This is a genomic window from Geodermatophilus sp. URMC 62, from assembly GCF_052931475.1.
In genome coordinates this window covers 4,756,634-4,783,262 of the sequence record NZ_JBRFHY010000001.1, presented here as the reverse complement: position 1 = coordinate 4,783,262, position 26,629 = coordinate 4,756,634, and the positions used below count along the sequence as shown (strand labels likewise).

Genomic DNA, 26,629 nt, shown 5'->3' with positions numbered 1-26,629 from the left:
CGGCCGGGTGGGCTCAGGCGGTCGCGGCGTGCGAGGCCAGCCACTGCCGGCCGGCCTCGGTGAGCACCCGCATGTCCCGCTCGGCCGCCAGCAGCGGCGGGTCCTGGCGGTAGAGCCGGGCGACCAGGTGGTTGTCCGGGGCGAGCTGGCGGGCGATCTGGTGGGCCTCCAGCTTGTGCATCCGGCCCCCGGGCGCCTCGGCGAAGCGGCGCAGCAGCGCGGTCTGCGCCTCCTCGGGGTCGCGGCCGCGGCCCTCGGGGGCGGACGGCGCGGGCTCCTCGTCGAGCAGGGCGGTGACGGCGCGGGAGAAGGTCTGCACCAGGTCGCGGATGCGGTCGTCGCGGGACGGCGTCACGGCCCCGCCGCCCGAGCCCTGCCACGTGCGCTGCGGGTGCCGGCGCAGGTACTCCTGCTCAAGCTCGAGCATCCGCTCGGTGTGCGTGCGGAACTGGTCGGCGGTGCCGTGCAGGAACACCCAGTGCCGCATGGCGTGGGCGTGCACGCCCTGGCGCTCCAGCTCCTCGTCGGACAGGTCGCGGGCCGGGACCCCGGGTCGTTCGGTCATGGCTGCTCCTCCGCGTGGCGCCTGCGCTGTGGCCTCGGTCGCATGGTGCCCGCCGCGCGCGGCGCTGTCAGCGTGCCGGCCCGGACGCTCCGCCGACCGTCTACACCGCACCGGACGAGGAGGGGGTCGGGTGTAGGACGTTAGGATAGCGCGGCCGGACGACGGGAGGGAACGCGATGCTCGACGGGCACGTCCTGGTCGACGCCCACGTGCACGTGCCGCGGCTGTCCTCGCTCGCGCCCGCGTGGGTCGACTGGGCCCGGCAGTTCGGCCGGCCGGGCGTCCTCGAGGAGGTCTGGCGCGCCGACGGGACCCCGGACCCCGCGGTGCTCGATCGGCTCTTCGCCGAGGAGGGCGTCGACGTCGCGCTGCTGTTCTGCGAGTACAGCCCCAAGGCCACCGGCTACCAGCTCTTCGACGACCTGCTGCCCCTGGTCGAGGCCAACCCCCGGCGGTTCCGCCCGGTCGCCAACGTCAACCCGCACCTGCACTTCCCGATCGCCCGGGAGCTCACCCGGCAGCTCGACCTCGGCGCGGCGGCGCTGAAGATCCACCCGGTGCACGGCGGCTTCCGCGCCGACGACGCGGCGCTGTACCCGGCCTACGCGGTCCTCGTCGAGCGTGGAGTGCCGCTGGTGGTGCACTGCGGGACGAGCAGCTTCCCCGGGTCCACCAACGCCTACGCCGACCCGCAGCTGCTCGACGCCGTCCTGCGCGACTTCCCCGAGCTGCAGGTGGTGCTCGCCCACGGTGGGCGCGGGTGGTGGTACGACGCAGCCGCGTTCCTCGCGGTCTCGCGGCCCACCGTGTGGATCGAGCTCTCGGGTCTGCCTCCGAAGCGGCTGCCGGAGTACTACGCCCGGTTCGACCTGGGCCGGCTGGCGCGCAAGTTCATCTACGGCACCGACTGGCCCGGCGTCCCCGGGCAGGCGGTCAACGCCCGCGCCGTCGCCTCGCTGGGCATCCCGGACGACGTCGTCCCGCTCGTCCTCGGCGGCAACGCCCTGAGGGTCTACTCGGGGCTCGACCCGGCCTGAGGCGCGTTATGTGGGTTGGGTTACGCCAGCCTGAGGTCGGTGGAATGAACGCGTAGCAGGGTGTGCGCGGCGATGGTGGCGGCGGTGCGGGTCAGCAGGCCCCAGAAGGTGTGGGCGCCGTGGCGGGCCAGCTCCATCCGGTCGGTGAGCTCGCCGAAGGTGACCTCGATGTGGTTGCGCCAGCGGGCGATCACCTGGCGCAGGGCGCTGGGCATGTTCGGGCGCTGGGCCTTGGTGGGCGGGGTGAGCACGGCGGTGCCGCGGGCGGCGCAGGCGGCGGTGAAGGCCCGACCGGTGAAGCCCTTGTCGACCAGCAGGTCACGCGGTGCTGGCCCGGCGGCGAGCAGATCGGTCGCGACGTCGCGTTCGTTGACCGCGGCGGGCACGATGCTCCAGGCGCGCACCAGCCGCGATCCCAGATCGGTGCGGACGGCCAGCCGGAAGCCGTAGAACCACTCTCCGTGCGCGCCGTCGCGGCCGAAGCCGGCGACCAGCTCGTGCGGGCCGACCCAGCCATCGGGGCCGCGGACCCGGGAAGGGTGCTTGACCGGCAGCGCGCTGGTGTCGATCTGGGCGCAGTCATCGAGCGGGCACCGGGCCACCAGCGCGGCGCGCAGCTGCTCGAAGGCCGCCCACAGCCAGCGGATGCGCCGGTTGGCCTCCGACTGGTGGGGCAGCCGGGGAAACAGGTGCGCGAAGTCGCGGGCGACCTCGGCGAGGAACCCGGCTTCGCTGCGCCGGCCCAGCAGATGGCGCACCAGCGCGATGGTGAGCAGTTCGGCGTCGCTGCAGGCCGGCGCCGGACCCGGCCGCACCGGAATGGTCACTTCTGCGGCGGCGATGGCGTCGTCGACGAGCACGTAGACGTGGACGAGGAGGTTCTCGGTGGGCAGCATGAGAGGCGCCTCTGCGGACGAGGGGTCTTCGACAACCGCCACGTTCCGCAGAGGCGCCCTCATGTCAAGCCATCAGTTGCCGCGGGCAACCCACATAACGCGCCTGAGGAGGCCGGGCGGGCGCGAGCTCGCGGACGGCGTCCTGACCGCTCTCCCGGCGCGGTGGTCCCAGGCGCCCGTCGCCGGCATCGGCGGCAGGACACCGGCCCCGTCAGCCGGCCGAGCCGGTCGCCGAGGTGCCACGCCTCCGACACCCGGTCCCCGGACCAGTGCAGGACGTGGACGCCCTCGGCGGTCGTGCGGGTTCCCGGTCGGTTCCACCCCCGGCAGCAGCGGCGTCGTCCCGGAGGACACGGCCTCGGGGGTCCAGCGGTGCACCGAGGTGGTCCCGTCGGGGACGTGCTCGTGCACCTGGGCGTGGATCTCGGAGAAGCCGGTGTGGAACCCGGTGATGAACGGGCCCAGCTCGGCGCGGCCCTGTCGGGGAACGGCGGACCGTGGTGGACGACGTCCCCGGCGAGGACCTCGTCCACGGCCGACACGTCGCCCTGTTCCCAGACGGCCGTGAAGCGGATGACCGGCTCGCGCCCCCGTGCGGCGCGCCAGGGTCGTCCGGCCCCGGTCGCGCCCGGGAGGGGCCCCGGAACGGGTCGCGGTGGTTGCCGGCGACCGGCAAGGGCAGGCGGGCGGCGGATGCGCTGCCGAGACCGGCGCCACCGGAGCCGGCACGGCGGGACCTGGACGAGGCCCCGCTGCCACTGGGCGGCGGCTTCTGGATCGCCATCGCCCCGGTCCGCCTCGGCGCGCCGGTCGCGGGGGTGGCCCTGGCCGCGGCGTCGGCGCTGGCGTCGGCGACGTGGCGCTACCGCCCGCTCAGCCGCCCTTGCGGCGGGTGAGCACGAGGCCGGCGACCTCGACGGCGCCGGCGGCGAGGAGCACCCGGGCCATCTCCCGCAGGGAGAAGCCCTCGGAGTACACGTCGTCGAAGACCAGGACCCGTCGCCCGGCCACGCGGTCGGGCTCGGGGACCGACAGCGCGGCGCGCAGCTCACCCTCCGCGATCCGCTGGCGGGCTCCGGCGTCGATGCCGAGGAACCGGCCCGTCGGCACCGACTTGGCGATCAGCCCGGGCGCGAACGGCCAGTCGGGGCCGAGCCGCGCGGCCGCGTCCACGACGACGCGCAGGTAGTCCCACAGCCGCTGGGCGCGGGGTCCGACGTAGATGGCCCCGGTGGTGATCAGGTCGAAGCGCGCCAGGTCGTCGCGGTGGTCCTCGAGGAAGCCGACGAGGATGCGAGCGAGCACCTCGGCCCAGGCGCGCTCCTCGCCGTACTTGTAGCTCCAGATCGCCTCCCACATCTCGTCCGAGCGGCTGGTCACGGTGTAGATGCGGGAGAAGTGCGGGTCCGCGAGGGTGCACACGGTGTTCGGGCAGCGGCCGTCGCCGTCGAGCGCCTGCCCGCAGAGGGCGCACGCCGGGCCGGACGTCCGGGGGCCCGGGGCGGTGGCGCACGGGTAGCAGACGGCCGGGCTCCCCGTCGTCCAGTAGACGCAGCCGGGGCAGGCGGGGAAGCCGGCCGGTGACGGTCGCAGCGCGTGCAGCTCAGCTGGCATCCCACGTCCTCGACGAAACCGGTGGTGGAGACCTCGGAAGGCGCGACCGTAGGGCACGGGAGGCCGGTCCGGCGACACGTCGCGGTGCCGGATCCGCGACGTCGGCGCGGGGGAGTCGTCGTTGGTGGGCCAACCGTTGGTGCGCCAGCCCTCTACCGTGGGGGCGTGACGACCCGCCAGACACCGCAGCCGTCCGGGCCCGAGGACGTGCTCGCCCTGGACCGGCAGGTGTGCTTCGCCCTGTCGGTGGCCGCCCGCAACGTGGTCGCCGTCTACCGTCCCGTCCTCGAGCCGCTCGGCCTGACCCATCCCCAGTACCTGGTGATGCTGGCGCTGTGGCAGCACGGGACGCTGTCGGTCAAGGAGCTGTCGGGCCTGCTGCAGCTCGACCCCGGCACGCTCTCCCCGCTGCTCAAGCGGCTCGAGGCGGCCGGTCTGCTGCGCCGCGAGCGCGACCCGAGGGACCAGCGCAACCTGGCGCTGGCGCTGACCGACGAGGGCAGGGCGCTGCGCGAGCAGGCGGAGCGGATCCCGGCCGGCATCGTCGAGCGGCTCGGCATGTCACTCGAGGAGCTGGTGGGCCTGCACGGCGCCCTGACCCGGGTGATCGCCGCCGCCCAGCACGCCCTCGCCGGCACCGACCCGGCGGACGGTGCCGCTGCGGAGGCGACGGTCGCCTGACCCGGGCCAGGGCCCGCGACCGTGTGGGATGGCCGACACTTGGCACCCCAACGGTTGGCCCACCAACGTTTTGCGGGCACCATGGGGACGTGACCGTCGTCGAGCAGGAGCAGCCACGCGCCATGAGCAGCACCGCCCCGCAGGCCGGCCCGCCGGCCGGGTCCGTCGTCCGGCCGGCTCCGCACCGGTGGGTCTGGTACGCGTTCGGCGGGCGGCTGCCCGAGCGTCACCGCGGCTGGGTGCTGCACGACACCACGGTGCGGACGTGGTGGCTGCGCCACGTCCTGCGCATGCTGGTCCAGCTCGCCGTGCCGGTCGCGCTGATCATGCTGTTCCTGCCGGCGCCGTGGGGGCTGCGCGCCGCCTGCGCCGGTGCCGGCCTGATCCTCGGCCTGTTCTACTCGATGGCCTACATGCCCGAGAGCACCGAGAACCGGGTGGTGAAGGCCGGCTACCCGGCGGGCACCGCGACCGCGCAGCGGGAGCGCGCCGCCCTGGCGCGCGACCAGCGCGACATCGAGCGCCGGCGGGCCGCGGCGGCCCGGCGCGCCGCCCGCTACCGCGGCCGCACCGGTCGCTGACCCCCCACCGGGTCCCGCGCCGTCGCCGCGCCGGAGCCGGTGGGGCCTCGGCCGGGGGCGGGCTGGTCCAGCTCGCGGGCCGCTGCGGCCAGCACCGCCTCCCGGACGCGGTCGAGGGTGGCCGAGCGCAGCCGCCACTGCTGCCAGTACAGCGTGACGTCGACCGCGCCGGCCGGGTCGAGGTCGGCCAGCTCGACCGCCAGCCCCCGCGCCTGCAGGCCGGGAACCATGCCCCAGCCCAGGCCGAGGGCCACGGCGGTGACGTAGTCCGCCGCGGCGGGGACGTAGTGCACCGGCGGGGCGACGTCGGACCCGGCCCGGGCGTGCAGGTAGCGGTGCTGCAGGTCGTCCTTGCGGTCGAAGACGACGACCGGGGCCCGCGCGAGCGCGGCGGCGGTGGGGCCGGCGGGGAACCAGCGCCGCGCGAACCGCGGGGTGGCCATGGGCCGGTACCGCATCCCGCCCAGGCGGGTGGAGGTGCAGCCGGGCACCGGCTCGGCGTCCGCGGTCACCGCCGCCATCACCGTGCCGGCGCGCAGCAGGGCGCTGGTGTGCTCCTGGTCCTCGCGGTGCAGGTCGAAGCAGACGTCGCCGGCCAGGGGCGCCAGCGCGGGCAGCACCCAGGTGGTCATCGAGTCGGCGTTCACCGCGATCGGCAGGGTGGGCAGGTGCTCGGGTGAGGGGTCGCCGCCGAGCTCGCGGGCGACGTCGGCGGTGAGCAGGTCGACCTGCCGGGCCAGGCGCAGCACCGCCTGCCCGGACTCGGTGACCTGCACCGGCTTGGTCCGCACCAGCAGGATCCGGCCGGTCGCGACCTCCAGCGCGCGCAACCGCTGGCTGATCGCCGACGGGGTGACGTGCAGCGCCCGGGCGGCGGCCTCCAGCGTGCCCCCGCGGACGGTGGCGTCCAGCGCCCGCAGGTGGGCGAGGTCCAGCTCCATGAACAGCTACGCTAACGATGCGTCAGGATGTTGAGCTGAACCGGGGGCAGATCCGTTCCTAGCGTCGAGGGCGTGCTGACCACCCCGGCGCTGCTCGCCGCCGCCTCCGGGCTCGCCCTGGGCCTGGGCCTGATCGTGGCCATCGGCGCCCAGAACGCCTTCGTCCTGCGGCAGGGGCTCCGCCTGGAGCACGTGGCCGCGGTGGTGGCGGTGTGCGCACTCTCCGACCTCGCGCTCATCCTCGCCGGGGTGCTGGGCGCCGGCGCCGCGTTGTCCCGCGTGCCGTGGCTCGTCCCGGTGGTGTGCTTCGCCGGCGCGGCGTTCCTGCTGGGTTACGGCGTGCTGGCCGCGCCGGGCGCTGCGTCCCGGCGCGCTGCTGCCCGACGCCGCCGGCGCCCGCGCCGGTCTCGCGGTGACCGTCGGGACCTGCCTGGCCCTGACCTGGCTCAACCCGCACGTGTACCTGGACACGGTGGTGCTGCTCGGCTCGATGGCGTCGACCTACGGCGAGCACCGGTGGCAGTTCGCCGCCGGTGCCGGTCTCGGCAGCGTCGTCTGGTTCACCGGCCTCGGCTACGGCGCCCGGCTGCTGCGGCCGGTGTTCGCCCGCCCGGCGGCCTGGCGTGCCCTCGACGGCGTCATCGCCGTCGTCATGACCGTGCTCGCCGTCTCGCTCGCCGTCCGCGGCGTCAGCGGCGTCGGCGACGTCAGCGGGGCCTGACCCACCCGAACCCGAGGAGGACCTGTGATCGACGTCGAGCTCCCACCCGGACCCCCCGCCGGTGCCCTCGCCCGGGGGTTCGCCGCCTGCCTGGCGTCGGTGATCGAGGTGCCGGTGACCGACCTGCCGCTGCCCGAGGTGTCCGGGCCCGAGGTGTCCGGGCCCGAGGTGTCCGGGCGCGGCGAGGACCTGGTGCAGGCGCTGGGCGCCTGGCGGACCTGGCTGGCCGAGCGCGGGTCGGGGCTGGTGCCCATCGCCGACCCCGTGCGCTTCCAGTGGCCCGGGTGGTGGATCGCCGTCGTGGAGGACCCGGCCGGGACGGCGGCCGTGCTGGCGTTCGGCACGCCGCCGGGCGTCGTCCTCAGCCCCCAGGCGCCCGGGCTGCTGGGCCGGGCCACCGCGGACCTGCGCATCCGCGAGGCGCACGCCGTCGCCTCCCTCGACCCCGTGCTGCGCCGGCAGCCGGCCGGGCCCGAGCTGCGCGGCACCGTCGAGGAGCTCGCCGTCGCGCCGGCCGCGGAGGCGCCGATGCGGCTGCTCGAGGTCGCGCGGGCCCGCGCCGGCCGCGGGCTCGACGGTGACCGCTACGCCGCGGGGGCCGGTACGTTCACCCCCCGCGCCGGACGGCGCCCCGGCTACGACCTGACCCTGATGGCCGCCGAGGTCCTCGACGAGCTCGCCGCCGCCGGGCACGACCTGGACTTCGCCGGCACCCGGCGCAACGTGCTCACCCGCGGCATCGACGTCAACGCCCTGGTCGGACGGCGGTTCCGGATCGGGGACGTGCTGTGCGAGGGGCGCCGGCTGTGCGAGCCGTGCGTCCACCTCGACCGGCTCAGCGGGCCGGGGGTCCTGCGGCCGCTCATCCACCGCGGCGGCCTGCGGGCCGACGTCCTCACCGACGGGGAGATCCGCCGGGGAGCGCCGGTCGTCTCGCTCTGAGGGCGCGGTCCCGGGCCTCAGGCGGCAGGGGGCAGGTCGGTCACCGCGACGGTGAGCTGGCCCGCTCCCTCGTGGCGGGTCGTCATCTGGCCCACCCGACCCAGCATCCGCAGCGAGGCCCGGTTCCCGGCGGCGACCGCCGTCCGCAGCCGGACGACGCCGCGGGGCCGGCGGTCGAGCACGGCCGCCAGCAGCGCCCGGCCGACCCCGCGGCCCTGCCAGGCGTCGAGCACGGTGACCGCGACGTCGGCCACCTCGGGTTCGCCGGGGTGGCGCACCAGGCGTGCCACCCCGACCGGCCGGGCGCCGCCCCCGGCGGGGTAGGCGGTGAGGACGACGGCGACGTGGTCGACGCCGTCCACCTCGTCGACCAACAGCCGCAGCAGCGAGTCGGACAGCTCCGGCGGCTCGGTGAGGAACCGCGACCGCCGCGAGGCCGACGACAACTCGGCGTAGCCGCGCTGCAGCGCCTCCCCGTCGGTGTCCAGCAGCGGCCAGACCAGTGCCGGCGTCCCGTCGGCGAGGTCGACCTCGGTCCCCGGCCCGGTCGCGCCGGGGACCCGCTGGGCGGTCCGGTGGCTGCTCATGTCCGGTCCAACGCCCAGCGGGGGTGGTTGCGTCCGAGGTGTGCCCGGGAGCACGCGGGTCGTCCCCGCGCGGCGGGTGGCACGATGCCGGCATGGTCCCGCCACCCGTGCCGGCCGGCCCGGGCGGGACGGCGTTCGTCCTCGGCGGCGGGGGAGTGCTCGGCGCGGCCGAGGTCGGGATGCTGCAGGCGCTCCTCGAGCGCGGCATCCGCCCCGACCTGGTCGTGGGCACCTCGGTGGGCGCGATCAACGGCGCGGTCGTCGCCGCCGACCCGGCCCCGGGCGCGGTCGACCGGCTGCGCGGGGTCTGGGAGGAGCTGGCCTCCCGGGGGGTCTTCGCCGGGTCCCTGCTGGGCCGCGCGCGGACGCTGGTGCGCACCCGCACGCACCTGCACCCGCGGGAGCCGCTGCGCGACCTGCTCACCGAGCACCTGCCGGTGCAGACCTTCGCCGAGCTGGCCGTTCCGTTCCAGTGCGTCGCGGCCAGCATCGAGCGGGCGGCGGAGCGGTGGTTCACCGACGGCCCGCTCGTCGACGCCGTGCTCGCCTCCTGCGCCGTCCCCGGGCTGCTGCCGGCCGTGGAGCTCGACGGCGAGCACCACCTCGACGGCGGGCTGGTGCACAGCATCCCGGTCGGCCGGGCGGTGGCGCTGGGCGCCGCGACCGTCTACGTGCTGCACGTCGGGCGCATCGACCGCCCGCTGCGCCCGCCGACCCGCCCCTGGGAGGTCGCCACGGTCGCCTTCGAGATCGCCCGCCGGCACCGCTTCGCCGCCGACCTGGCCGCGCTCCCGCCGGGCGTCACGGTGCACGTCCTCCCCGCGGGCGACCCGGCGCCGGCGGCGTCCGGCGCGCTGCGCTACCGCGACTTCTCCGGTGTCCCCGCCCGGATCGAGCGGGCCCACGCCGCGGCCCGCGAGCACCTGGACCGGATCGCCGCCACCCGGGACGGAGGAGTCTGACGTGCTGCCACCCCGCCGCGTGCGCCGGGTCACCGGTCCGCTGCTGATCGCCGCGCTCGTGGCCGCGGTCGTCCTGGTGCCCGCGCTCGCGGTCGTGTCGGTGCTCGCCTCGGTGTTCCTGCCCGGGCGCCTGCGGGCGCTGCGCCTGCTGTGCTTCGCCCTGGTCTACCTCGCGCTGGAGGTCGCCGGGCTCGCGGCCGCGGCGGTGCTGTGGGTGCTCAGCGGCTTCGGGCGCCGGCTGCGGTCGCCGGCGTCCCGGGCGGCGCACTACACCGTGCTGCGCCTGCTGCTCGACACCCTGATGCGGGCGGCGCAGCGGCTCTTCGCGCTGCGGCTGGTCACCGACGGCGAGTCGTGGTCGCCGCTGGACGACGGGGTGCCCGGCTCGACCAACGCCATGGTCGTGCTCTCCCGGCACGCCGGCCCGGGCGACTCGTTCCTGCTCGTGCACACGCTGATGAACCGCGACCACCTGCGCCAGCCGCGCGTCGTGCTCAAGGACGTGCTGCAGCTCGACCCGCTCATCGACGTCTACCTCAACCGGCTGCCCAACTCCTTCGTGTCCTCGGACCCGGCCGCGGGGCACGGCTCGGAGCAGGCGATCGCCGACCTGGCCCGCGACCTGGGCGAGGAGGACGCGCTGCTCATCTTCCCGGAGGGCGCCAACTTCACCCCGCGGCGCAAGGTCCGGGCCCTGCAGCGGCTGCGCGAGCGCGGCCTGCTGTCGGCGGTGCGGCGGGCCGAGGCGATGCGGCACCTGCTGCCCCCGCGCCCGGGCGGGGTCGCCGCGGCGCTGCGCGCGGCCCCGCACGCCGACGTCGTCCTCGTCGCGCACACCGGCCTGGAGCACCTCAGCACGGTGCGCGACGTCTGGCGGGGGCTGCCGATGGACAAGACGCTGCACCTGCGCTGGTGGTTCGTCCCGGCCGCGGAGGTCCCGCGTGACGAGGAGGAGCTGACCGACTGGCTCTACCGGTGGTGGGAGACGATCGACACCTGGATCGCCGCCACGTCCGCTGCCGGGGACCGCCGCGCCGCGGTCGTCACTCCTCGACGCGGAAGCCGATCCTGAGGGTGACCTGGACGTGCGCCACCTCGCCGTCGCTCACCTGGCCGCGGATCTCCTGCACCTCGAACCACTCGATGTTCCGCACGGTCTGCGAGGCGCGGCGGATCGCGGTGCGGACGGCGTCGTCGACGCCGGACGTGCTGCTCCCGACGATCTCGCTGAGCCGGTACACGTGGTCGCTCACCGGGAACTCCTCCGGGTCGGGCCCGGGAGCCCCGGGCGGGGACGGTCCGGCGCGGTCGGCCGGACCGCGTCGGTCCAGCCGCGGCTAGATGACTGATTCCAAGGGGTTCGGGCTGAAACCGGTGTGATCACGGGCGAGGGTGTTCAGGCTTGGCGTTGCTAACCCAACGTCGAGCCGGGAGGCCCTCGTGGACGCCGACCTGGACACCCTCGCCACGGCACTGTATGCCCGCACCGATGACCTGCTGAAGGCCGCGCCGCAGCGGCTCCCGTGGCGCCCGGCGGTGGGCATCGCTCCCCGGCTCAGCGATGCCGAGCTGGTGACCCTGGCGGTGTTGCAGGCGCTGCTGGGGTTCACCAGCGAGGCCCGCTGGCTGCGGTTCGCCGGCCAGCAGCTGCGCCCGCTGTTTCCCTACCTGCCGCACCAGCCCGGCTACAACAAGCGGCTGCGCCGCCTCGCCGGCACCGTGATCTGGCTGATCCGGGCCCTGGCGACCGACACCAGCCTGTGGGCCGATGACGTGTGGGTCATCGACTCCACGCCGATCGAATGCGCCCGCTCCCGGGAAGCGGTCCGCCGCTCGGAGCTGGCCGGCTGGGCCGAGTACGGCTACTGCGCCAGCCACACCCGCTACTTCTGGGGGCTGCGGCTGCACCTGATCGCCACCCTGCACGGACTGCCGGTCGCCTTCGCCCTCTCCGGCGCCACAGCCGACGAACGCCAGGTGCTGCTCGACCTGCTCGGCGCCGACCCCGCCCTCATCTCGAGCCATCCCGGACAGATCCTCATCACCGACAAGCACGACTACGGCCGCCGCTTCGAAGCCGAGCTGGCCGACGCCGGGCTGAGGCTGCTGCGCCGCCCCCGCCGCGGAGAACCCGACCGGCCCGGCGCATCGGTGTTCAAACCGCTGCGCCAGACCATCGAGTCGGTCTTCGACACCCTCAAAGGCCAGCTCGACCTCGAACTGCACGGCGGCCACACCCCAGCCGGCGTCCTGATCCGGGTGCTGCAGCGCCTGCTGGCCCTGACCGCGGTCATCTGGCACAACGACCACACCGGCCAATCCGTCCGCAGATCGCTACTCGCCTACGACCACTGACCCCTTGGAATCAGTCATCTAGTCGAGGCGTCGCCAGGTGCGGCCGTCGCGGGCGACGAGGGCGGTGGCCTCCGCCGGGCCCCAGGTGGCCGCCTGGTACAGCGGGATCGGCCGGTCGTCCTGGCCCCAGTACCGCAGCACCGGGTCGACGATCCGCCACGACCGGCCCACCTCGTCGGCCCGGATGAACAGCGTGGGGTCGCCGATGAGCGCGTCGAGGATGACCCGCTCGTAGGCGTCGATGGACACCTGCTCGAAGCTCTCGTAGGAGAAGTCCATCGACGCCTTCTGCACCCGGAAGGCGTGGCCGGGGACCTTGGCGCCGAACTGCAGGCTCAGCCCCTCGTCGGGCTGCACCCGCACGATGAGCGCGTCGGGCCCGAGGTCGGAGGCGGTGCCGGGGAACAGCGGCAGCTGCGGCGGCCGGTGGAACTCCATGGCCACCTCGGTGACGCGGGCGGGCAGCCGCTTGCCGGTGCGCACGTAGACCGGGACGCCGTTCCAGCGCCAGTTGTGGATGTCCAGGCGCAGCGCGACGAAGGTCTCGGTGGAGCTGAGCGGGTCGACGCCGGGCTCCTCGCGGTAGCCGGGCATCAGGTCCTCCCGGGTGCCGCCGCGCGTGTACTGACCGCGGACGGCGTTGGCGGCGATGTCGGCCTCCTCGTCGAGCGGGCGGATGGCGCGCAGCAGCTTGACCTTCTCGTCGCGGATCGCCTCCGGGTGGAAGGACGTCGGCGGCTCCATGAGGAACAGCGACAGGACCTGCAGCACGTGGTTCTGCACGATGTCGCGCATCGCGCCGGTCGTCTCGTAGAAGCTGCCGCGCTCGCCGACCCCCAGCGTCTCGGCGACGGTGATCTGCACGTTGTCGACCCAGGTCCGGTTCCAGATCGGCTCGAAGATCGAGTTCGCGAACCGCAGCGCCAGCAGGTTCTGCACCGTCTCCTTGGCCAGGTAGTGGTCGATCCGGAAGATCTGGTCCTCACCGAACGCCGAGGACAGGTCGGCGTAGAGGTCGCGGGCGCTGTCCTCGTCCCAGCCGAACGGCTTCTCGATGACCGCCCGGACGAAGCCGCCGTCGTCGGCCCGGCCCATGCCGGCCTTGCCCAGCGACAGCGCGACCGGGCTGAACAGCCGCGGCGGCACCGAGAAGTAGTAGACGCGGTTGCCCGCCGTCCCGTGGTCGCGGTCGCACTCGGCGAGCACCTCGGCCAGCCGCGCGTAGGTGGCCGGGTCGTCGTAGCCGCCGTGGACGTAGCGGACCGTGTCCGTCAGCTCCCGCCACCGCGGGTTGCCCTCACCGGCGACGCGGTCGCGGCACAGCGCGGCGAACTCCTCGTCGGTCATCGGGGTGCGCGCCACCCCGACCAGCACGAACTCGCGGGGCAGCGCCCCGTAGGCGGCCAGCCGCTCCAGCGAGGGCAGCAGCTTGCGCGCGGTCAGGTCGCCCGAGGCGCCGAAGATCACCAGGCAGCATGCCGGCGAGCGGCGGTCCTGATCGGTCGTCATCGCGTCGCAGCCCCCTGCCGCCGTGCCCTCGGGGATGGTCGGCTCCGGCGGGTGTCCAGTCTGGCCGCAGTCCCCAGCAGGCGCGAGGCCTGCGGCACCCGACGGTGTCGCCCGGCCCCGCCGCGGCCGGGCCCACGGGGCCATGTGCTGCCGGTGTCTTCAGGTCTGGGGCGACTCCCGCCAGACTCGTGGTGACCACCGGCCCGGTCCGGCCCGTCGCGGGACGCGCCACACCCTGGGGAGCGCCATGAACGAAGCAGGTCACGACCCGACCGCCGATCCCGGCCGGAACGGCACGCCGCCCGTCCGGGCGCGGGACGTCTCCGTGTCCGGGACGCACCCCGCCATCGCCGAGCCACCGCCGTCCGTGGCCGACCGGCACTGGGACGTCGACAAGGTGCTGTTCGCCGTCGCCGCGGTCATGGCCCTCGGCTTCGTCGTCTGGGGCTTCCTCAGCCCCTCGGGTCTGAGCACCGCCAGCGGGTCGGCGCTCAACTGGGTCACGGGCAACCTCGGCTGGTTCTTCGTGCTCCTGGCCACGTCCTTCGTCGTCTTCGTCATCTGGCTGGCGGCCAGCCGCTACGGCCGCATCCCCCTGGGCCGCGACGGCGAGCGACCGGAGTTCCGCACCGTCTCGTGGGTGGCGATGATGTTCAGCGCCGGCATGGGCATCGGCCTGATGTTCTACGGCGTCGCCGAGCCGCTGGCGCACTACGTGTCCCCGCCGCCGCTCACCGTCGGCGCCGAGACGCCCGAGGCCGTCGAGACGGCGATGGCCACGACGCTGTTCCACTGGACGCTGCACCCGTGGGCGCTCTACGCCGTCGTGGGGCTGGCCATCGCCTACGGCACCTTCCGCCGCGGACGCCGGCAGCTGATCAGCGCGGCGTTCGTCCCCCTGCTCGGCGAGCGGCGGGTCTCCGGCCCGGCGGGCCGCGTCATCGACGTCCTCGCGATCTTCGCCACGCTGTTCGGCTCGGCCGCCTCGCTCGGCCTGGGCGCGCTGCAGATCGGCAGCGGGGTGGAGATCCTCGGCTGGGCCGGGGACGTCGGCAACGGCGTGCTGGTGGGGATCATCGCGGTGCTGACCGCGGCCTTCGTCGCCTCCGCGGTCTCCGGCATCGAGCGCGGGATCCAGTGGCTGTCGAACACGAACATGGTGCTGGCCCTGGCCCTCGCGGTGTTCGTCTTCGTGGCCGGCCCGACGGTGTTCATCCTCAACCTGCTCCCCGACGCCCTGGGCAGCTACTTCTCCGACCTGGGCGCGATGGCCGCCCGCACCGAGGCCACCGGCGGCGACCCCATGGCCACCTGGCTGCGCGGCTGGACGGTCTTCTACTGGGCCTGGTGGATCAGCTGGACGCCGTTCGTCGGGCTGTTCATCGCCCGGATCAGCCGCGGGCGCACCATCCGCCAGTTCGTCACCGGCGTGCTCCTGGTGCCCAGCGTGGTCAGCCTGCTGTGGTTCGCCGTCTTCGGCGGGGCGGGCATCGCCCTCCAGCGCGGCGGCGTCGACATCGCCGGGCAGGGCACCACGGAGGGGCAGCTGTTCGGCGTCCTGGAGCAGTACCCGCTGGCCACCGCGGCCACGGTGCTGGTGATGGTCCTGGTGGCGATCTTCTTCGTGTCCGGCGCCGACGCCGCGTCCATCGTCATGGGGTCGCTGTCCCAGCGCGGCACCCTGGAGCCGAGTCGGTGGGTCGTCGTCTTCTGGGGCGTCGTGATGGGCGCCGTCGCGGCGATCATGCTGTTGCTGGGGGAGGAGGGCGAGGCCCTGACCGGGCTGCAGAACCTCACGATCATCGCGGCGCTGCCGTTCGCGGTGGTCATGGTCGGGATGGCGGTGGCCCTGGTCAAGGACCTGCGCCGCGACCCGGTGGTCCTGCGCGGCGCCTACGCCAGCGTGGCCGTGGAGCGGGCCGTCGTCCACGGGATCACCCGGCACGGCGACCACTTCGACCTGGCCGTGCAGCCGGCACCGTCCGCCGACCTGCCGCTCGCCGACGTGCCACCCGCCGCCGAGGCGACCGCCGCGCCGGCCGGGGTCCCGCCGCACGACCCTCCCGCCTCGGTCCTCGCGCACGGGACCGACGGGCGCCGGCTGCCGGAGGCCGGTCCGGTCGTCCCGCGGCAGGGCGATCCCGGGGTGCGGGTCCCCGGCCGGCCACGCGGGCCACTCGGCTAGCCGCGCCGGCCGGGAGGAGCGCACGTGGGAGCAGCGGGCACCGCGCGGACGGTCGGCATCGGCGTCGTCGGCTTCGGCTGGATGGGGCGGGTCCACGCCCGGGCACACGCGCGGGTGCGGCACCACTTCCCCGACCTCGGCGTCGTCCCCCGGCTGGTGGCCGTCGCCGACGACGTCCCCGGCCGGGCCGCCGAGGCCGCCGACCGGTTCGGCTTCGTGCGCGGCTGCACGGACTGGCGCGACCTGCTCGCCGACCCGGAGGTCGAGCTGGTGTCGGTGACCGCGCCCAACTGGCTGCACCGGGAGATCGGCGTCGCGGTCGCCGAGGCCGGCCGGCACCTGTGGATCGAGAAGCCGGTCGGGCTGACCGCGGACGACGCGCGGGCGGTCGCCGACGCCGCGGCCGCCGCGGGCGTGCAGGGCGTCGTGGGGTTCAACTACCGCTCCGCCCCCGCGGTGGCCCTCGCCCGCGAGCTGGTGGCCGCCGGGGAGATCGGGCGGGTCACCCACGCCCGGTTCGCGTTCCTCAGCGACTACGCCGCGGCGCCGGAGGGGGCGCTGACCTGGCGGTACGAGCGCGCCCGCGGCGGCAACGGCGTCCTGGGCGACCTCGCCTCGCACGCCGTCGACCTGGTCCGCCACGTCCTGGGCGCCGAGGTCACCTCCGTGCTCGCCGACACCGCCGTCTTCGTCCCGGAACGGCTGCGCCCGAGCGCCCCGACCTCCGGGCACGCACTGGCGGTCGACGGCGTCCCCGGGCGGGTCGAGAACGACGACCACGTGGCCGCACTGCTGCGGCTGTCCTCGGGCGCGCGGGTGGCGCTCGAGGCCAGCCGGGTGGCGGTGGGCGAGCAGAACGCCTACGGGTTCGAGGTGCACGGCACCGCCGGGCGCCTGGCCTGGGACTACCGCCGGATGGGCGAGCTGCAGGTCAGCCGCGGACCGGCCGCGCAGGACCAGCCGGTGGCCACCGTCCTGGTCGGGCCCGGCGCGGGGGAGTTCGCCGCCTTCCAGCCCGGGCCGGGCAACCCGATGGGCTACGACGACCTCAAGGTCGTCGAGGCCCGCTGCGCGCTGGCCTCGGTCGCGACGGGGGAGCCGCACGGCGCCGGCCTGTCCGACGCCGTGCGCGCCGCGGTGGTCCTCGACGCCCTCACCGCGTCGGCGGCCGACGGGCGGCGGGTCGACGTCCCGGCGGGCTGACGAGGCGCGCGACGTGCCTCCTGGCCTGGTCGATCGGCGGAGATGACCCTTGACGCCCCGGGTGGGGCGTGTCACATTTTCGCATTGTCGTTATGTCCGTACATATGAGTCAGCCGCCAGCACCGGCGGCCCAGCCCCCGAGGAGACGCGCATGAGGACCACCCGGCGATCGCTGCAGGCGCTCGTGGCCGTGACGGCCGCCGCCACGGCGCTGGCGGCGTGCAGCAGCTCGGGCGGTGCCCGGAACGAGAGCGGCGGAGGTGGCGGTGAGGACTACACCATCGCGATGATCACCCACGAGGCGCCGGGGGACGCCTTCTGGGACAAGATCCGCGCCGGTGCCGAGGCCGCCGCCGACAGCCTGGGCGTGACGCTGAACTACTCGAACGACCCGGACGCCGGGGAGCAGGCCACGCTGGTGCAGAACGCGGTCGACAGCGACGTGGACGGCATCGCGATCACCCTCGCCTACCCCGACCAGGTCGGTCCGGCGGCCCAGAGCGCCGCGGAGGGCGGGATCCCGGTCGTCGCCTTCAACTCGGGCATCAGCGACTACCAGACCTACGGCGCGTCGATGTACTTCGGCTCGAACGAGGACCTCGCCGGCCAGACCGTCGGTACGCGGATCGGTGAGGACGGCGGCGGCAAGGCGCTCTGCGTCATCCAGGAGCAGGGCCAGGTCGCGCTGGAGACCCGCTGCGCCGGTGTCGCCAAGACGTTCCCGAACACGCAGATCCTCTACGTCAACGGCACCGACCTGCCCTCGGTGCAGCAGACGATCGGGTCGAGCCTGCAGACCGACCCCTCGATCACGCACATCGTCACGCTGGGCGCCCAGGTGGCCCAGGCGGCCCAGGCGGCCAAGACCGACACGAGCAGCCAGGCGCAGGTCATCACCTTCGACCTGAACGCCGACGTCGCCGAGGCGATCCAGAACGGGGACATCGCCTTCTCCGTCGACCAGCAGCCCTACGTGCAGGGCTACCTCGCCGTGGAGGCGCTGTACCTGAACCTGAGCAACGGCAACGACATCGGCGGTGGCCAGCCGGTCCTGACCGGGCCGTCGATCGTCGACCAGTCGAACATCGACCAGATCCTGCCCTTCGCGAAGAACAACACCCGCTAGCCCCGAGGGGGAGCCGGGGGAGACCCCGGCTCCCCCGTCCCCTGTCAGGAGCAGTGATGAGCTCATCCGTGGCGACCCAGCCGTCGGCCCCCTCGACGGCCACCCCGCCGGCGCGCGCCCCGCGGTCCCTGCTGGCGCGCGTGCTGGCCCGACCCGAGATCGGCGCGCTGGCCGCGGCGATCGCCATCTTCGCCTTCTTCTACGCCGTGGCCCCGGCGTTCCGGACGCTGCCGGCGTTCGCGACCGTCCTGTACGCCTCCTCGACCATCGGCATCGTGGCCGTCGGCGTGGCGCTGCTCATGATCGGCGGCGAGTTCGACCTGTCCTCGGGCGTCGCGGTGACGACCTCGGCGCTGGCGGCGGCGATGCTCACCTACCAGTTCAGCCTGAACATGTGGGTCGGCGTCGTGGTCAGCCTGGTGATCGCGCTGGCGATCGGCTTCGTCAACGGCTGGCTGGTGGTGCGGACGGGGATCCCCAGCTTCCTCATCACCCTGTCGACGTTCTTCATCCTGCAGGGCGTCAACCTCGGCGTCACCAAGCTGGTCACCGGCGCCGTCGCCACCCCCAACGCCAGCGGCCTGGACGGCTTCGAGTCCGCGCGGGCGGTGTTCGCCTCCGACATCGACCTGGGCTTCATCACGCTGAAGGTCACCGTGCTGTGGTGGGCCTTCTTCGTCGTGCTCGCCAGCTGGCTGCTGCTGCGCACCCGCACCGGCAACTGGATCACCGCCGCCGGCGGCAACCAGGCCAGCGCCCGTGCGGTCGGCGTCCCGGTGCCGAAGGTCAAGATCGGCCTGTTCATGGGGGTCGCCTTCCTGGCCTGGTTCCTCGGGATGCACCTGCTGTTCAACTTCAGCTCCGTGCAGTCCGGCCTCGGCGTCGGCAACGAGTTCATCTACATCATCGCCGCGGTCGTCGGCGGTGCCCTGCTGACCGGCGGCTACGGCTCGGCGGCGGGCTCGGCGCTCGGCGCGTTCATCTTCGGCATGACCACCCAGGGCATCGTGTTCGCCACCTGGGACCCCAACTGGTTCCGCACCTTCCTGGGCGTCATGTTGCTGCTCGCCGTCATCGTGAACCTGTACGTCAAGAACTACGCGGCCCAGAGGAAGTGACATGACCGACACGATCGCCGAGCACGCCGCACCCGACCTGAAGGCGGGGACGCCCCTGGTCGAGATGGAGGACGTCGGCAAGAGCTACGGCGCCATCCGGGCCCTCGAGGGGATCAACCTGCGGGTCAACGCGGGGGAGGTGGCCTGCGTCCTGGGGGACAACGGCGCCGGCAAGTCCACCCTCATCAAGATCATCTCCGGCCTGCACCCGCACACGGAGGGCACGCTGCGGGTCGACGGCCGGGAGCGGCACTTCTCCTCACCGCGCGAGTCCCTCGACGCCGGCATCGCGACCGTCTACCAGGACCTCGCGGTCGTGGGCCTCATGGAGGTCTGGCGCAACTTCTTCCTGGGCTCGGAGCTCCGGAAGGGGAAGTACCCGCTGGCCCCGCTCGACATCAAGGCGATGAAGGAGATCGCCGACGCCGAGCTGCAGAAGATGGGCATCCACGTCAAGGACATCAACCAGCCGATCGGCACGCTCTCGGGCGGTCAGCGGCAGTGCGTCGCGATCGCCCGGGCGGTGTACTTCGGCGCGCGGGTGCTCATCCTCGACGAGCCGACGGCGGCCCTCGGCGTCAAGCAGTCCGGCGTGGTGCTCAAGTACACCGCCGCGGCCCGCGACGCCGGCCTCGGGGTCGTCTTCATCACCCACAACCCGCACCACGCCTACCTGGTGGGCGACCACTTCATCATCCTCAAGCTGGGCCGGCGGGTGCTGGACAAGAAGCGCTCGGAGGTCACCCTCGAGGAGCTCACCACCGAGATGGCCGGCGGCCAGGAGCTCGCGGAGCTCCAGCACGAGCTCAAGCGCTGACCCCGCCGACCGCGGCGTCCCCTGCACCGGCCCCGCCGGCCGGGTCCTCCTCGGGACCCGGCCGGCGGGGCCGTGTCCGGGCCGCCCAGCGGACCTCCTGCGCGGATCGTCGGCGCGGGACGCGGGTCAGCCGTCGCGGTGCGCCCCACCGGCACGCCGCCCGGCCTGGGCGGTGAGCTCGGCGTCCAGGGCCTGGGGTGACCAGTCCTCCTGCAGCGCCCGCCACACCAGCTCGGCCTGCGTCTCGGGGGCCAGCCCGCCGATCGGCTGGTCGCGGTCGAGGTCCGTGGGGAAGGCGTAGCCCTCCGCGGAGGCGGCGAGGACGTTGCGCAGCGCGCGCTCCTCCGCGCCGGCGGCCTTGCGGGCGCGCAGGACCGGGTGGAGGGCGCGGCACATCGCCGTCCGGTCGACGGTCTCCATCGCCCGCCCGAACGCGGAGGAGACCTGCAGCAGGTTGGCCATGCGGCGCACGTCGGCCGAGCGGTTGGTGCCCGCCCCGTGGAACAGCGCGGGGTTGAAGAAGGCGGCGTCGCCCGTGCTCAGCGGCAGCTGCACGAAGTGCTCGTCGAAGTAGGCGGTGAACTCCGGCCGGTGGAAGGCGACGTAGCCGGGGGCGTACTTCTGCGAGTGCGGCAGGTACATCGTCGGGCCGGTCTGCACCGGCATGTCGCAGTGCGCGACCGCCCCCTGCAGGGTCATCACCGGGGAGAGCCGGTGCACGTGGGCGGGGTAGGCCAGCGCCTGCTCCTCGGACATGAAGCCGAGGTGGTAGTCGCGGTGCGCGACCTGCGCCTGGCCGCCGGGGTTGACCACGTTGACCTGGCTGGTGACCTGGTAGCCGCGCCCCAGCCACGCCTCGGACACCAGGGCGAGGACGTCGTTGGCGTAGTAGTCGGCGAAGGCCTCCGGATCGCGGACGGCGAACTTGTCCAGCGCTCCCCAGACGCGGTCGTTGGCCCCGGGCCGGGCGAAGTGGTCCCCGCCCGCGACGCCGGCGGCCTTCTGCTCGGCGATCAGCGCCTCGAAGACGGCGGTGGCCCGGTCGACCACGCCGGCGTCGGGGAAGGCGCCGGCGACGACGACGATCCCCGGGCCGTCGGCGAGCGCGCGGGCGAGCTCCGCCTGCACCTCCCGGCGCCCGTCGGGGCCGGCGACGGCGTCGCGCAGCCGCGACCCGTACACCAGGACGCCCTCCCGTACCTCGTCGGCGTGCGGGTACGCGGCCAGGTCGGTGGTCGTCTCGACGACGGCCCGGAAGTCCGCCAGGCGGCAGTCGTCGGCGGTGAACCAGCCGGGGGTGGTGCGGGCGGTGACCGGTGCGGCCATGGCGCCGTCCTTCCTGTGCGGGGCGGGGTGCCGTCGAGCCTGACCGCCCGCTGCGGGACCCACAAGGCCGCCGACCCCTCAAGAACCCCTCACGCCGGGAGGGTCAGAACTCCTCCCAGGAGTCCGGGTACTGGCCGTTGACGCGGGTGCCGTCGGCGAGCGTGGCGATGCCGGCCAGGTCCTCGTCGGTGAGCGCGAAGTCGAAGACGTCGAGGTTCTCGACCAGCCGGGCGCGCGAGGAGGCCTTGGGGAAGGTCACCAGCCCCTGCTGCACGTGCCAGCGCAGCACCACCTGCGCCGGCGTGCGGCCGTGCCGGGCGCCGATCCCGGCCAGCACCGGGGAGGCCAGCAGCTCCCCGCCGGTGGCCAGCGGTGACCAGGACTCGGTGACGATGCCGCGCCGGGCGTCGTCGGCGCGCTGCGCGAGCTGCGGCTCCCGCGGGTGGCACTCGATCTGGTTCACCGCCGGCACGGTCGAGCTCGCGGCGGCGAGGCGGTCGAGGTGCCCGGGCAGGAAGTTCGACACCCCGATGGCCCGGGTCAGCCCCTCGGCCAGCAGCTCCTCCATCGCCAGCCACGACTCGACGTAGCGGTCCAGCCGGGGGAGCGGCCAGTGGACGAGGTAGAGGTCGACGTGGTCGAGGCCGAGGCGGTCCAGGCTCGACCGCAGCGCCCGCTTGGCCTCGGCGAACCCCTGCTCGCGGCCGCGCAGCTTGGTGGAGACGAACACCTCCTCCCGCGGCAGGCCCGAGTCGGCCAGGGCCTGCCCGACACCGCGCTCGTTGCCGTAGCTGGCGGCGGTGTCGACGAACCGGTAGCCGACCTCGAGCGCCTCGCCGACGATCCGCCGCGTCTCCTCGTCGGGGAGCCGCGCGGTGCCCAGCCCGAGCTGGGGGATCGCGACGCCGTTGTCGAGCTGGACGGTGGGGACGGCGCTCATGCCCCCAGCCTGGTGACCGCCCGGCTGCCGGGCAACCTCGGCGACCCGTCAGGAACCCGTCAGACTGCCCGCGTGGCCCACCCGTACCCCCTCCGCGAGATCGCCCGCCAGGCCGGCCTGTCGGAGGCGACGGTCGACCGCGTCCTCAACCGGCGCGGCGGGGTGCGGCAGAGCACGGTGCAGGAGGTGCACCGCGCCATCGCCGACCTGGACCGGCAGCGCTCGCAGGTGCGGCTGAGCGGACGCACGTTCCTCCTCGACCTGGTGGTCGACGCGCCCGACCGGTTCTCCGCCGCGGTCCGGGCGGCCCTGGAGTCGCAGCTGCCGCTGGTCCGGCCGGCGACGTTCCGGGCGCGGTTCCACCTGACCGACGCCCCGCCGGTCGCCGAGCTGGCGGCCACGCTCGACGGGATCGCGCGGCGCGGGTCGCAGGGCGTCGTCCTCAAGGCCCCCGACTCCCCGCCGGTCGTCGCTGCCGTCGAGCGGCTGGCCGAGGCCGGGATCCCCGTGGTCACGCTGGCCACCGACCTGCCCACCAGCCGCCGGGTCGCCTACGTCGGCCTGGACAACCGGGCGGCGGGGGACACCGCCGCCTACCTGCTCGACCGGTGGCTGCCCGACGGCGCCGCCGTCCTCGTCACCCGCGGGACCGGCACCTTCCGCGGCGAGGACGACCGCGAGATGGGCTTCCGGGCGACCACCCGGTCGCTGCGCCCCGGCCGGCGGCAGGTCGACCTGGTGGACGCCACCGGGGAGGACGACGTGCTGCGCGGGCTGGTCCGAGAGGCGCTGGCCGCCGACCCGGGCATCGCCGCCGTCTACTCGATGTACGCCGCCGGCGGCAACACCGCGACCGTCGCGGCCTTCGCCGACGCCGGGCGGGCCTGCCGCGCGTTCGTCGCCCACGACCTGGACGCCGAGAACCTCGCCCTGCTGCGGGCCGGGCAGCTGTCCGCGGTGCTGCACCACGACCTGGCCCTGGACCTGCGCCGCGCCTGCCACGTGGTCATGCAGGCCCACGGCGCGCTGCCGGGCACCCCGCGGTCCTGGCACTCGGGGGTCCAGGTGGTCACGCCCTACAACGTCCCCGCCGAGGTCCTGAGGGGTTCTTGAGGGCTTCCCGCCGTTGACCTGCGCTCCGCCGAGCCCGGAACCTGGACCCGACGCGGACCGCGTGGGGCGCAGCGGAGTCGAGGAGGCCGTCGTGGGGCTGGACGTCGGGGTCGTCGGGGTCGGGATGATCGGCCAGGAGCACGTCCGCCGGCTCGACGGCGGTCCCGGGGGCAGCCGGGTGGTGGCGGTGGCCGACGCGGACGCCGACCGCGCCGCGGCCGTGGCCGCGCGGCTGCCGGCGGCCAAGGCCCTGCCCAGCGGCGAGGAGCTGATCGCCTCCGACGCGGTCGACGCCGTCGTCGTCACCTCCTGGGGGCCGACGCACGAGCCGTACGTGCTCGCCGCCGTCGCCGCCGGCAAGCCGGTGTTCTGCGAGAAGCCGCTGGCCCCCACCCAGGAGTCCTGCCTGCGGATCGTGGAGGCGGAGGTCGCCGCCGGCCGCCGGCTGGTGCAGGTCGGCTTCAACCGCCGCTACGACCCCGCGCACCGGGCCCTCAAGCAGGCGGTGGACGACGGCGCGATCGGCGCACCGCTGCTGGTGCACTGCGCGCACCGCAACGCCTCGGTGCCCCCGCACTACACCCGCGACATGTCCATCGCCGACACCGCCATCCACGAGATCGACGAGCTGCGCTGGCTGCTCGGCACCGAGATCGCCGCCGTGCGGGTCATGACCCCGCGCAGGAGCAGCCGCGGCGGCGAGCTGCAGGACCCGCTGCTGGTGCTGTTCGAGATGGCCGACGGCGTGCTCGCCGACGTCGAGGTGTCGGTCAACGTCCACTACGGCTACGAGATCCGCTGCGAGGTGTCCGGGGAGACCGGCACCGTCGAGCTGGCCACACCGGCGCCGGTGACCATCCGCCGCGAGGGCACCGTCGCCGGGCTCGTACCGGGCGACTGGCGGGAGCGCTTCGCCCTCTCCTACGACGTCGAGCTGCGCGAGTGGGTCGACGGCGCCGCCGGCGGGCGACCGCCGCAGGGGCCCAGCGCCTGGGACGGCCACGTCGCGCAGGTCGTCTCCGACGCGGCACTGCGGTCCCTGCACACCGGGAGCCGCGTGGCGGTGGAGCTCCCCGAGCGGCCGGCCCTGTACCGGTGACGACGGACGCGGCCGGCCCCCTGCGGATCGGGGTGCTCGGCGCCGCGCGGATCGCCGAGCGGGCCATCGCCGTCCCCGCGCGGGCCACCGGCCACCGGCTGGTCGCGATCGCCGCCCGCGACCGGGGCCGGGCCGAGGCGTTCGCCCGCGCGCACGGCGTCGAGCGCGTGCTGCCCTCCTACGCCGACGTCCTCGCCGACCCCGAGGTGGAGGCCGTCTACGACCCGCTGCCCAACGCGCTGCACGGGCCGTGGAACCTCGCCGCGATCGAGGCCGGAAAGCACGTGCTGTCGGAGAAGCCGTTCGCCTCCGACGCGGCGGAGGCCGCCGAGGTCCGCGACGCCGCCCGGCGCGCGGGCGTCACGGTCGTGGAGGGCTTCCACCACCTCCACCACCCGGTCATGCGCCGGCTGCTGGAGCTGGTGGACACCGGTGAGCTGGGCGACGTCGTCTCCGTCGAGGCCACCATCGCCATGCTCCCGCCGGACGACGACGACCCCCGCTGGTCGCTCGAGCTGGCCGGCGGCGCCCTCATGGACCTCGGCTGCTACGGCCTGCACGCCGCGCGCAGCCTGGCGCCGTGGACCGGCGGCGAGCCGGAGGTGCTCGCCGCGCGGGCCGGGGAGCGCGCCGGGGCCCCGGGCGTCGACGAGTGGCTCGACGCCGACCTGTCCTTCCCGTCCGGCGCCACCGCGACGGTCCGCTGCAGCATGGTGCACCCGGAGCGGGACTTCTCGCTGCGCGTCGTCGGCACCCGCGGCGAGGCGACGGCGCCGGCGTTCGTCGAGCCGGCCCGGGACGACCGCGTGCTGGTGCGCACCCCCGACGGGGAGCGCACCGAGCGCCTGGGCACCCGGTCGTCCTACACCTACCAGCTGGAGGCGTTCGCGGCCGCCGTGCGGGGCGGCCCGCCGGTGCCGACCGGTCCGGACGACGCGGTCGCGACGATGACGCTCATCGACCGGTGCTACCGGCTCGCCGGGCTCCCGACGCGGCCCCGCGCGACGGCCGCCCCGCCGGCCTGACCGCGCCGGAGCCCCGCGGTCGTGGCGCCGGAACCACCCGGGAGCGCCCAGCGGTGGTTCCGGCGCCATGATCGCGGAGGAGGGGAGCCGCGACCGTGTCGAGGAGGTGGGCGTCCTTGGGCGCAGCAGGGCCCGCGCGCCGTCCCCGGCTGCAGGACGTCGCGGCCGAGGCGGGGGTCTCGGCCGCCACGGTCTCGCTCGTGCTGCGCGAGGTCCCCGGCCCGAGCGGCGCCACCCGCGAGCGGGTGCTGGACGCCGCGGCCCGGCTCGGGTACCGGCCCGACCGCGCGGCCAGCCTGCTGGCCCGCCGGCGCAGCCGGCTGATCGGCGTGGTCATGGACGTCCGCAGCACGTTCCACGCCCAGCTGGTCGAGGACGTCCACGAGGCGGCCGAGGAGTACGGCTACGACCTGGTGCTCAGCACGGTGACCCGCACCCGCGACGAGCAGCGCGCGGTCGAGACGCTGCTCGACTCGCGGTGCGAGGCGCTGGTCCTGCTCGGCCCGGAGGCCACCGCCGCCCGGCTGGCCGCGCTCGACCGGCAGCTGCCCGTGGTGGCGGTCGGCCGCCCGGTGGCCTCGGCCGGGGTGGACGTGGTCCGGGCGGCCGACGACGAGGGCGTCGGGCAGGCCGTGGACCACCTGGTCGGTCTCGGGCACTCCCGCATCGCCCACGTCGACGGCGGCACCGGGGTCATCGCCGCCGGCCGCCGCCGCGGGTACCAGCAGGCGATGCGCCGGCACCGCCTCGGCAGCCGGCTGCGGGTGGTGCCCGGCGACCCCGGCGAGGCCGCGGGGGCGCGGGCGGCCCGGGAGCTGTTCGGGACGGGGGAGCACCCGACCGCCGTGGTCGCCTACAACGACGCGTCGGCGGTCGGGCTGCTCGACGCGCTGCTGCGCGCCGGCGTGGACGTCCCGGGTGAGGTCTCGGTGGTCGGCTACGACGACAGCCCGCTCTCCCGGCTGGCGCACGTCGACCTGACCAGCGTCAGCCAGGAGTCGCAGCAGCTGATGCGGCACGCGGTCGCCGCGGTGGTCGAGCGGCTCGACGGCGGCCGGGCCGGGCACCGCGAGGTCGTCGTCCCCCCGCGGCTCGTCGTCCGGGGTACGACCGCGCCGCCACCCGGGGGCCGGCCGGCGCCGACCGCGCCGCGACCCGCCCGGTCCTGACCTCCGGTTGACAGTGGCGCGCGCCACCCGTCAGGCTGTGACTTGAAGCGCTTGAAACAGGTCGCCGTCCGCGCGGCCCCGCGCTCCTCCCGCCCCCACGCGACCGCGGAGACCGCC

The 26,629-nt window shown here is 75.0% G+C and carries 26 protein-coding genes and 1 pseudogene; 18 read left to right on the top strand and 9 right to left on the bottom strand.

Translation table 11 applies throughout. The annotated features are described in order from the left end of the window. Nucleotides 1–13: 13 nt before the first annotated feature. Nucleotides 14–565, bottom strand: a complete 552-nt coding sequence (locus ACU616_RS22990) for a DUF6158 family protein (protein ID WP_446760731.1) — start codon at nucleotides 563–565, stop codon at nucleotides 14–16. A gap of 176 nt (nucleotides 566–741) precedes the next feature. Here ACU616_RS22990 and ACU616_RS22985 point away from each other — a divergent pair, with 176 nt between their 5' ends. Next, nucleotides 742–1,602 (top strand): amidohydrolase family protein, encoded by an 861-nt coding sequence (locus ACU616_RS22985; RefSeq protein WP_446760730.1) that lies wholly within the window; start codon nucleotides 742–744, stop codon nucleotides 1,600–1,602. A 20-nt stretch (nucleotides 1,603–1,622) separates the two neighbouring features. Here the strand turns inward: ACU616_RS22985 and ACU616_RS22980 are convergent, their stop codons facing one another. Together ACU616_RS22980 and ACU616_RS22975 are read right to left on the bottom strand one after the other, a co-directional pair. After that, complete coding sequence (locus ACU616_RS22980; protein WP_446757353.1) at nucleotides 1,623–2,498, bottom strand: transposase; 876 nt, start codon at nucleotides 2,496–2,498, stop codon at nucleotides 1,623–1,625. A gap of 873 nt (nucleotides 2,499–3,371) precedes the next feature. Beyond that, entirely contained in the window at nucleotides 3,372–4,112 is a 741-nt protein-coding gene (locus ACU616_RS22975) for a ComF family protein (RefSeq protein WP_446760729.1), read from the bottom strand. Nucleotides 4,113–4,277: 165 nt separating this feature from the next. Here ACU616_RS22975 and ACU616_RS22970 point away from each other — a divergent pair, with 165 nt between their 5' ends. Both ACU616_RS22970 and ACU616_RS22965 read left to right on the top strand, forming a co-directional pair. Beyond that, a complete protein-coding gene (locus ACU616_RS22970) occupies nucleotides 4,278–4,793 on the top strand; it encodes a MarR family winged helix-turn-helix transcriptional regulator (protein ID WP_446760728.1) in 516 nt (171 codons plus the stop codon). A gap of 89 nt (nucleotides 4,794–4,882) precedes the next feature. Beyond that, nucleotides 4,883–5,374: a DUF5313 family protein gene (locus ACU616_RS22965; RefSeq protein ID WP_446760727.1), complete on the top strand. Its 492-nt coding sequence runs from the start codon at nucleotides 4,883–4,885 to the stop codon at nucleotides 5,372–5,374. Here the strand turns inward: ACU616_RS22965 and ACU616_RS22960 are convergent. After that, entirely contained in the window at nucleotides 5,350–6,315 is a 966-nt protein-coding gene (locus tag ACU616_RS22960) for a LysR family transcriptional regulator ArgP (RefSeq protein ID WP_446760726.1), read from the bottom strand. The genes ACU616_RS22965 and ACU616_RS22960 overlap by 25 nt on opposite strands. Before the next feature lie 72 nt (nucleotides 6,316–6,387). On the opposite strand from ACU616_RS22960, the pseudogene ACU616_RS22955 reads away from it, so the two are divergent. From ACU616_RS22955 to ACU616_RS22945, 3 genes and pseudogenes are all read left to right on the top strand, one after another. Further along, nucleotides 6,388–6,645: pseudogene (locus ACU616_RS22955) on the top strand (LysE family transporter); the annotation flags it as partial. Nucleotides 6,646–6,727: 82 nt separating this feature from the next. Further along, nucleotides 6,728–7,036 carry a LysE/ArgO family amino acid transporter gene (locus ACU616_RS22950; RefSeq protein WP_446760725.1) on the top strand — a complete coding sequence of 103 codons (309 nt, stop codon included), beginning with the start codon at nucleotides 6,728–6,730 and terminating at the stop codon, nucleotides 7,034–7,036. Between the two features lie 24 nt (nucleotides 7,037–7,060). Further along, nucleotides 7,061–7,978 (top strand): MOSC domain-containing protein, encoded by a 918-nt coding sequence (locus ACU616_RS22945; protein ID WP_446760724.1) that lies wholly within the window; start codon nucleotides 7,061–7,063, stop codon nucleotides 7,976–7,978. Nucleotides 7,979–7,995: 17 nt separating this feature from the next. Here ACU616_RS22945 and ACU616_RS22940 read toward each other — a convergent pair whose 3' ends face one another. After that, nucleotides 7,996–8,565: an N-acetyltransferase family protein gene (locus ACU616_RS22940; protein ID WP_446760723.1), complete on the bottom strand. Its 570-nt coding sequence runs from the start codon at nucleotides 8,563–8,565 to the stop codon at nucleotides 7,996–7,998. A gap of 92 nt (nucleotides 8,566–8,657) precedes the next feature. Here ACU616_RS22940 and ACU616_RS22935 point away from each other — a divergent pair, with 92 nt between their 5' ends. Beyond that, entirely contained in the window at nucleotides 8,658–9,527 is an 870-nt protein-coding gene (locus tag ACU616_RS22935) for a patatin-like phospholipase family protein (RefSeq protein WP_446760722.1), read from the top strand. Between the two features lies 1 nt (nucleotide 9,528). Further along, nucleotides 9,529–10,599 carry a lysophospholipid acyltransferase family protein gene (locus ACU616_RS22930; RefSeq protein ID WP_446760721.1) on the top strand — a complete coding sequence of 357 codons (1,071 nt, stop codon included), beginning with the start codon at nucleotides 9,529–9,531 and terminating at the stop codon, nucleotides 10,597–10,599. On the opposite strand, the gene ACU616_RS22925 is transcribed toward ACU616_RS22930, so the two are convergent. Then, nucleotides 10,571–10,780, bottom strand: a complete 210-nt coding sequence (locus ACU616_RS22925; protein WP_446760720.1) for a dodecin — start codon at nucleotides 10,778–10,780, stop codon at nucleotides 10,571–10,573. The genes ACU616_RS22930 and ACU616_RS22925 overlap by 29 nt on opposite strands. Before the next feature lie 187 nt (nucleotides 10,781–10,967). Between ACU616_RS22925 and ACU616_RS22920 the strand changes: the two genes are divergently transcribed. Continuing rightward, nucleotides 10,968–11,882 carry an IS982 family transposase gene (locus tag ACU616_RS22920; protein WP_446757825.1) on the top strand — a complete coding sequence of 305 codons (915 nt, stop codon included), beginning with the start codon at nucleotides 10,968–10,970 and terminating at the stop codon, nucleotides 11,880–11,882. 18 nt (nucleotides 11,883–11,900) lie between these two features. Here ACU616_RS22920 and zwf read toward each other — a convergent pair whose 3' ends face one another. Further along, nucleotides 11,901–13,391, bottom strand: a complete 1,491-nt coding sequence (gene zwf, locus ACU616_RS22915; protein WP_446760719.1) for a glucose-6-phosphate dehydrogenase — start codon at nucleotides 13,389–13,391, stop codon at nucleotides 11,901–11,903. A 247-nt stretch (nucleotides 13,392–13,638) separates the two neighbouring features. Between zwf and ACU616_RS22910 the strand changes: the two genes are divergently transcribed. From ACU616_RS22910 to ACU616_RS22890, 5 genes are all read left to right on the top strand, one after another. Next, nucleotides 13,639–15,576 (top strand): BCCT family transporter, encoded by a 1,938-nt coding sequence (locus ACU616_RS22910; protein WP_446760718.1) that lies wholly within the window; start codon nucleotides 13,639–13,641, stop codon nucleotides 15,574–15,576. A gap of 24 nt (nucleotides 15,577–15,600) precedes the next feature. Then, entirely contained in the window at nucleotides 15,601–16,779 is a 1,179-nt protein-coding gene (locus ACU616_RS22905) for a Gfo/Idh/MocA family protein (RefSeq protein WP_446760717.1), read from the top strand. A gap of 151 nt (nucleotides 16,780–16,930) precedes the next feature. Then, entirely contained in the window at nucleotides 16,931–17,905 is a 975-nt protein-coding gene (locus ACU616_RS22900) for a substrate-binding domain-containing protein (RefSeq protein WP_446760716.1), read from the top strand. A 56-nt stretch (nucleotides 17,906–17,961) separates the two neighbouring features. Beyond that, a complete protein-coding gene (locus ACU616_RS22895; protein ID WP_446760715.1) occupies nucleotides 17,962–19,023 on the top strand; it encodes an ABC transporter permease in 1,062 nt (353 codons plus the stop codon). A gap of 1 nt (nucleotide 19,024) precedes the next feature. Beyond that, nucleotides 19,025–19,840, top strand: coding sequence for an ATP-binding cassette domain-containing protein (locus ACU616_RS22890; protein WP_446760714.1), 816 nt, complete (start codon nucleotides 19,025–19,027; stop codon nucleotides 19,838–19,840). Nucleotides 19,841–19,966: 126 nt separating this feature from the next. On the opposite strand, the gene ACU616_RS22885 is transcribed toward ACU616_RS22890, so the two are convergent. Together ACU616_RS22885 and ACU616_RS22880 are read right to left on the bottom strand one after the other, a co-directional pair. Continuing rightward, entirely contained in the window at nucleotides 19,967–21,166 is a 1,200-nt protein-coding gene (locus ACU616_RS22885) for a phytanoyl-CoA dioxygenase family protein (RefSeq protein WP_446760713.1), read from the bottom strand. Nucleotides 21,167–21,269: 103 nt separating this feature from the next. Beyond that, nucleotides 21,270–22,106 carry an aldo/keto reductase gene (locus tag ACU616_RS22880; RefSeq protein ID WP_446760712.1) on the bottom strand — a complete coding sequence of 279 codons (837 nt, stop codon included), beginning with the start codon at nucleotides 22,104–22,106 and terminating at the stop codon, nucleotides 21,270–21,272. Nucleotides 22,107–22,178: 72 nt separating this feature from the next. Here ACU616_RS22880 and ACU616_RS22875 point away from each other — a divergent pair, with 72 nt between their 5' ends. The 4 genes from ACU616_RS22875 (at nucleotide 22,179) to ACU616_RS22860 (ending at nucleotide 26,512) form a co-directional block, all read left to right on the top strand. Next, the gene (locus ACU616_RS22875) at nucleotides 22,179–23,219 is read left to right on the top strand and encodes a LacI family DNA-binding transcriptional regulator (protein WP_446760711.1); all 1,041 of its coding nucleotides are present in this window, start codon (nucleotides 22,179–22,181) and stop codon (nucleotides 23,217–23,219) included. Between the two features lie 91 nt (nucleotides 23,220–23,310). Further along, nucleotides 23,311–24,318, top strand: coding sequence for a Gfo/Idh/MocA family oxidoreductase (locus tag ACU616_RS22870; protein WP_446760710.1), 1,008 nt, complete (start codon nucleotides 23,311–23,313; stop codon nucleotides 24,316–24,318). After that, nucleotides 24,315–25,343 (top strand): Gfo/Idh/MocA family protein, encoded by a 1,029-nt coding sequence (locus tag ACU616_RS22865; RefSeq protein ID WP_446760709.1) that lies wholly within the window; start codon nucleotides 24,315–24,317, stop codon nucleotides 25,341–25,343. Before ACU616_RS22870 ends, ACU616_RS22865 begins: the two co-directional genes overlap by 4 nt. A gap of 116 nt (nucleotides 25,344–25,459) precedes the next feature. Then, a complete protein-coding gene (locus ACU616_RS22860; RefSeq protein ID WP_446760708.1) occupies nucleotides 25,460–26,512 on the top strand; it encodes a LacI family DNA-binding transcriptional regulator in 1,053 nt (350 codons plus the stop codon). The last annotated feature ends 117 nt before the right edge of the window (nucleotides 26,513–26,629 follow it).

Coding starts and splice junctions, on each gene's coding strand:
- ACU616_RS22990 (WP_446760731.1), bottom strand. CDS start 565: ATGACCGAACGACCCGGGGTCCCGGCCCGCGACCTGTCCGACGAGGAG.
- ACU616_RS22985 (WP_446760730.1), top strand. CDS start 742: ATGCTCGACGGGCACGTCCTGGTCGACGCCCACGTGCACGTGCCGCGG.
- ACU616_RS22980 (WP_446757353.1), bottom strand. CDS start 2,498: ATGCTGCCCACCGAGAACCTCCTCGTCCACGTCTACGTGCTCGTCGAC.
- ACU616_RS22975 (WP_446760729.1), bottom strand. CDS start 4,112: ATGCCAGCTGAGCTGCACGCGCTGCGACCGTCACCGGCCGGCTTCCCC.
- ACU616_RS22960 (WP_446760726.1), bottom strand. CDS start 6,315: ATGGAGCTGGACCTCGCCCACCTGCGGGCGCTGGACGCCACCGTCCGC.
- ACU616_RS22940 (WP_446760723.1), bottom strand. CDS start 8,565: ATGAGCAGCCACCGGACCGCCCAGCGGGTCCCCGGCGCGACCGGGCCG.
- ACU616_RS22935 (WP_446760722.1), top strand. CDS start 8,658: ATGGTCCCGCCACCCGTGCCGGCCGGCCCGGGCGGGACGGCGTTCGTC.
- zwf (WP_446760719.1), bottom strand. CDS start 13,391: ATGACGACCGATCAGGACCGCCGCTCGCCGGCATGCTGCCTGGTGATC.
- ACU616_RS22910 (WP_446760718.1), top strand. CDS start 13,639: ATGAACGAAGCAGGTCACGACCCGACCGCCGATCCCGGCCGGAACGGC.
- ACU616_RS22900 (WP_446760716.1), top strand. CDS start 16,931: ATGAGGACCACCCGGCGATCGCTGCAGGCGCTCGTGGCCGTGACGGCC.
- ACU616_RS22895 (WP_446760715.1), top strand. CDS start 17,962: ATGAGCTCATCCGTGGCGACCCAGCCGTCGGCCCCCTCGACGGCCACC.
- ACU616_RS22890 (WP_446760714.1), top strand. CDS start 19,025: ATGACCGACACGATCGCCGAGCACGCCGCACCCGACCTGAAGGCGGGG.
- ACU616_RS22885 (WP_446760713.1), bottom strand. CDS start 21,166: ATGGCCGCACCGGTCACCGCCCGCACCACCCCCGGCTGGTTCACCGCC.
- ACU616_RS22880 (WP_446760712.1), bottom strand. CDS start 22,106: ATGAGCGCCGTCCCCACCGTCCAGCTCGACAACGGCGTCGCGATCCCC.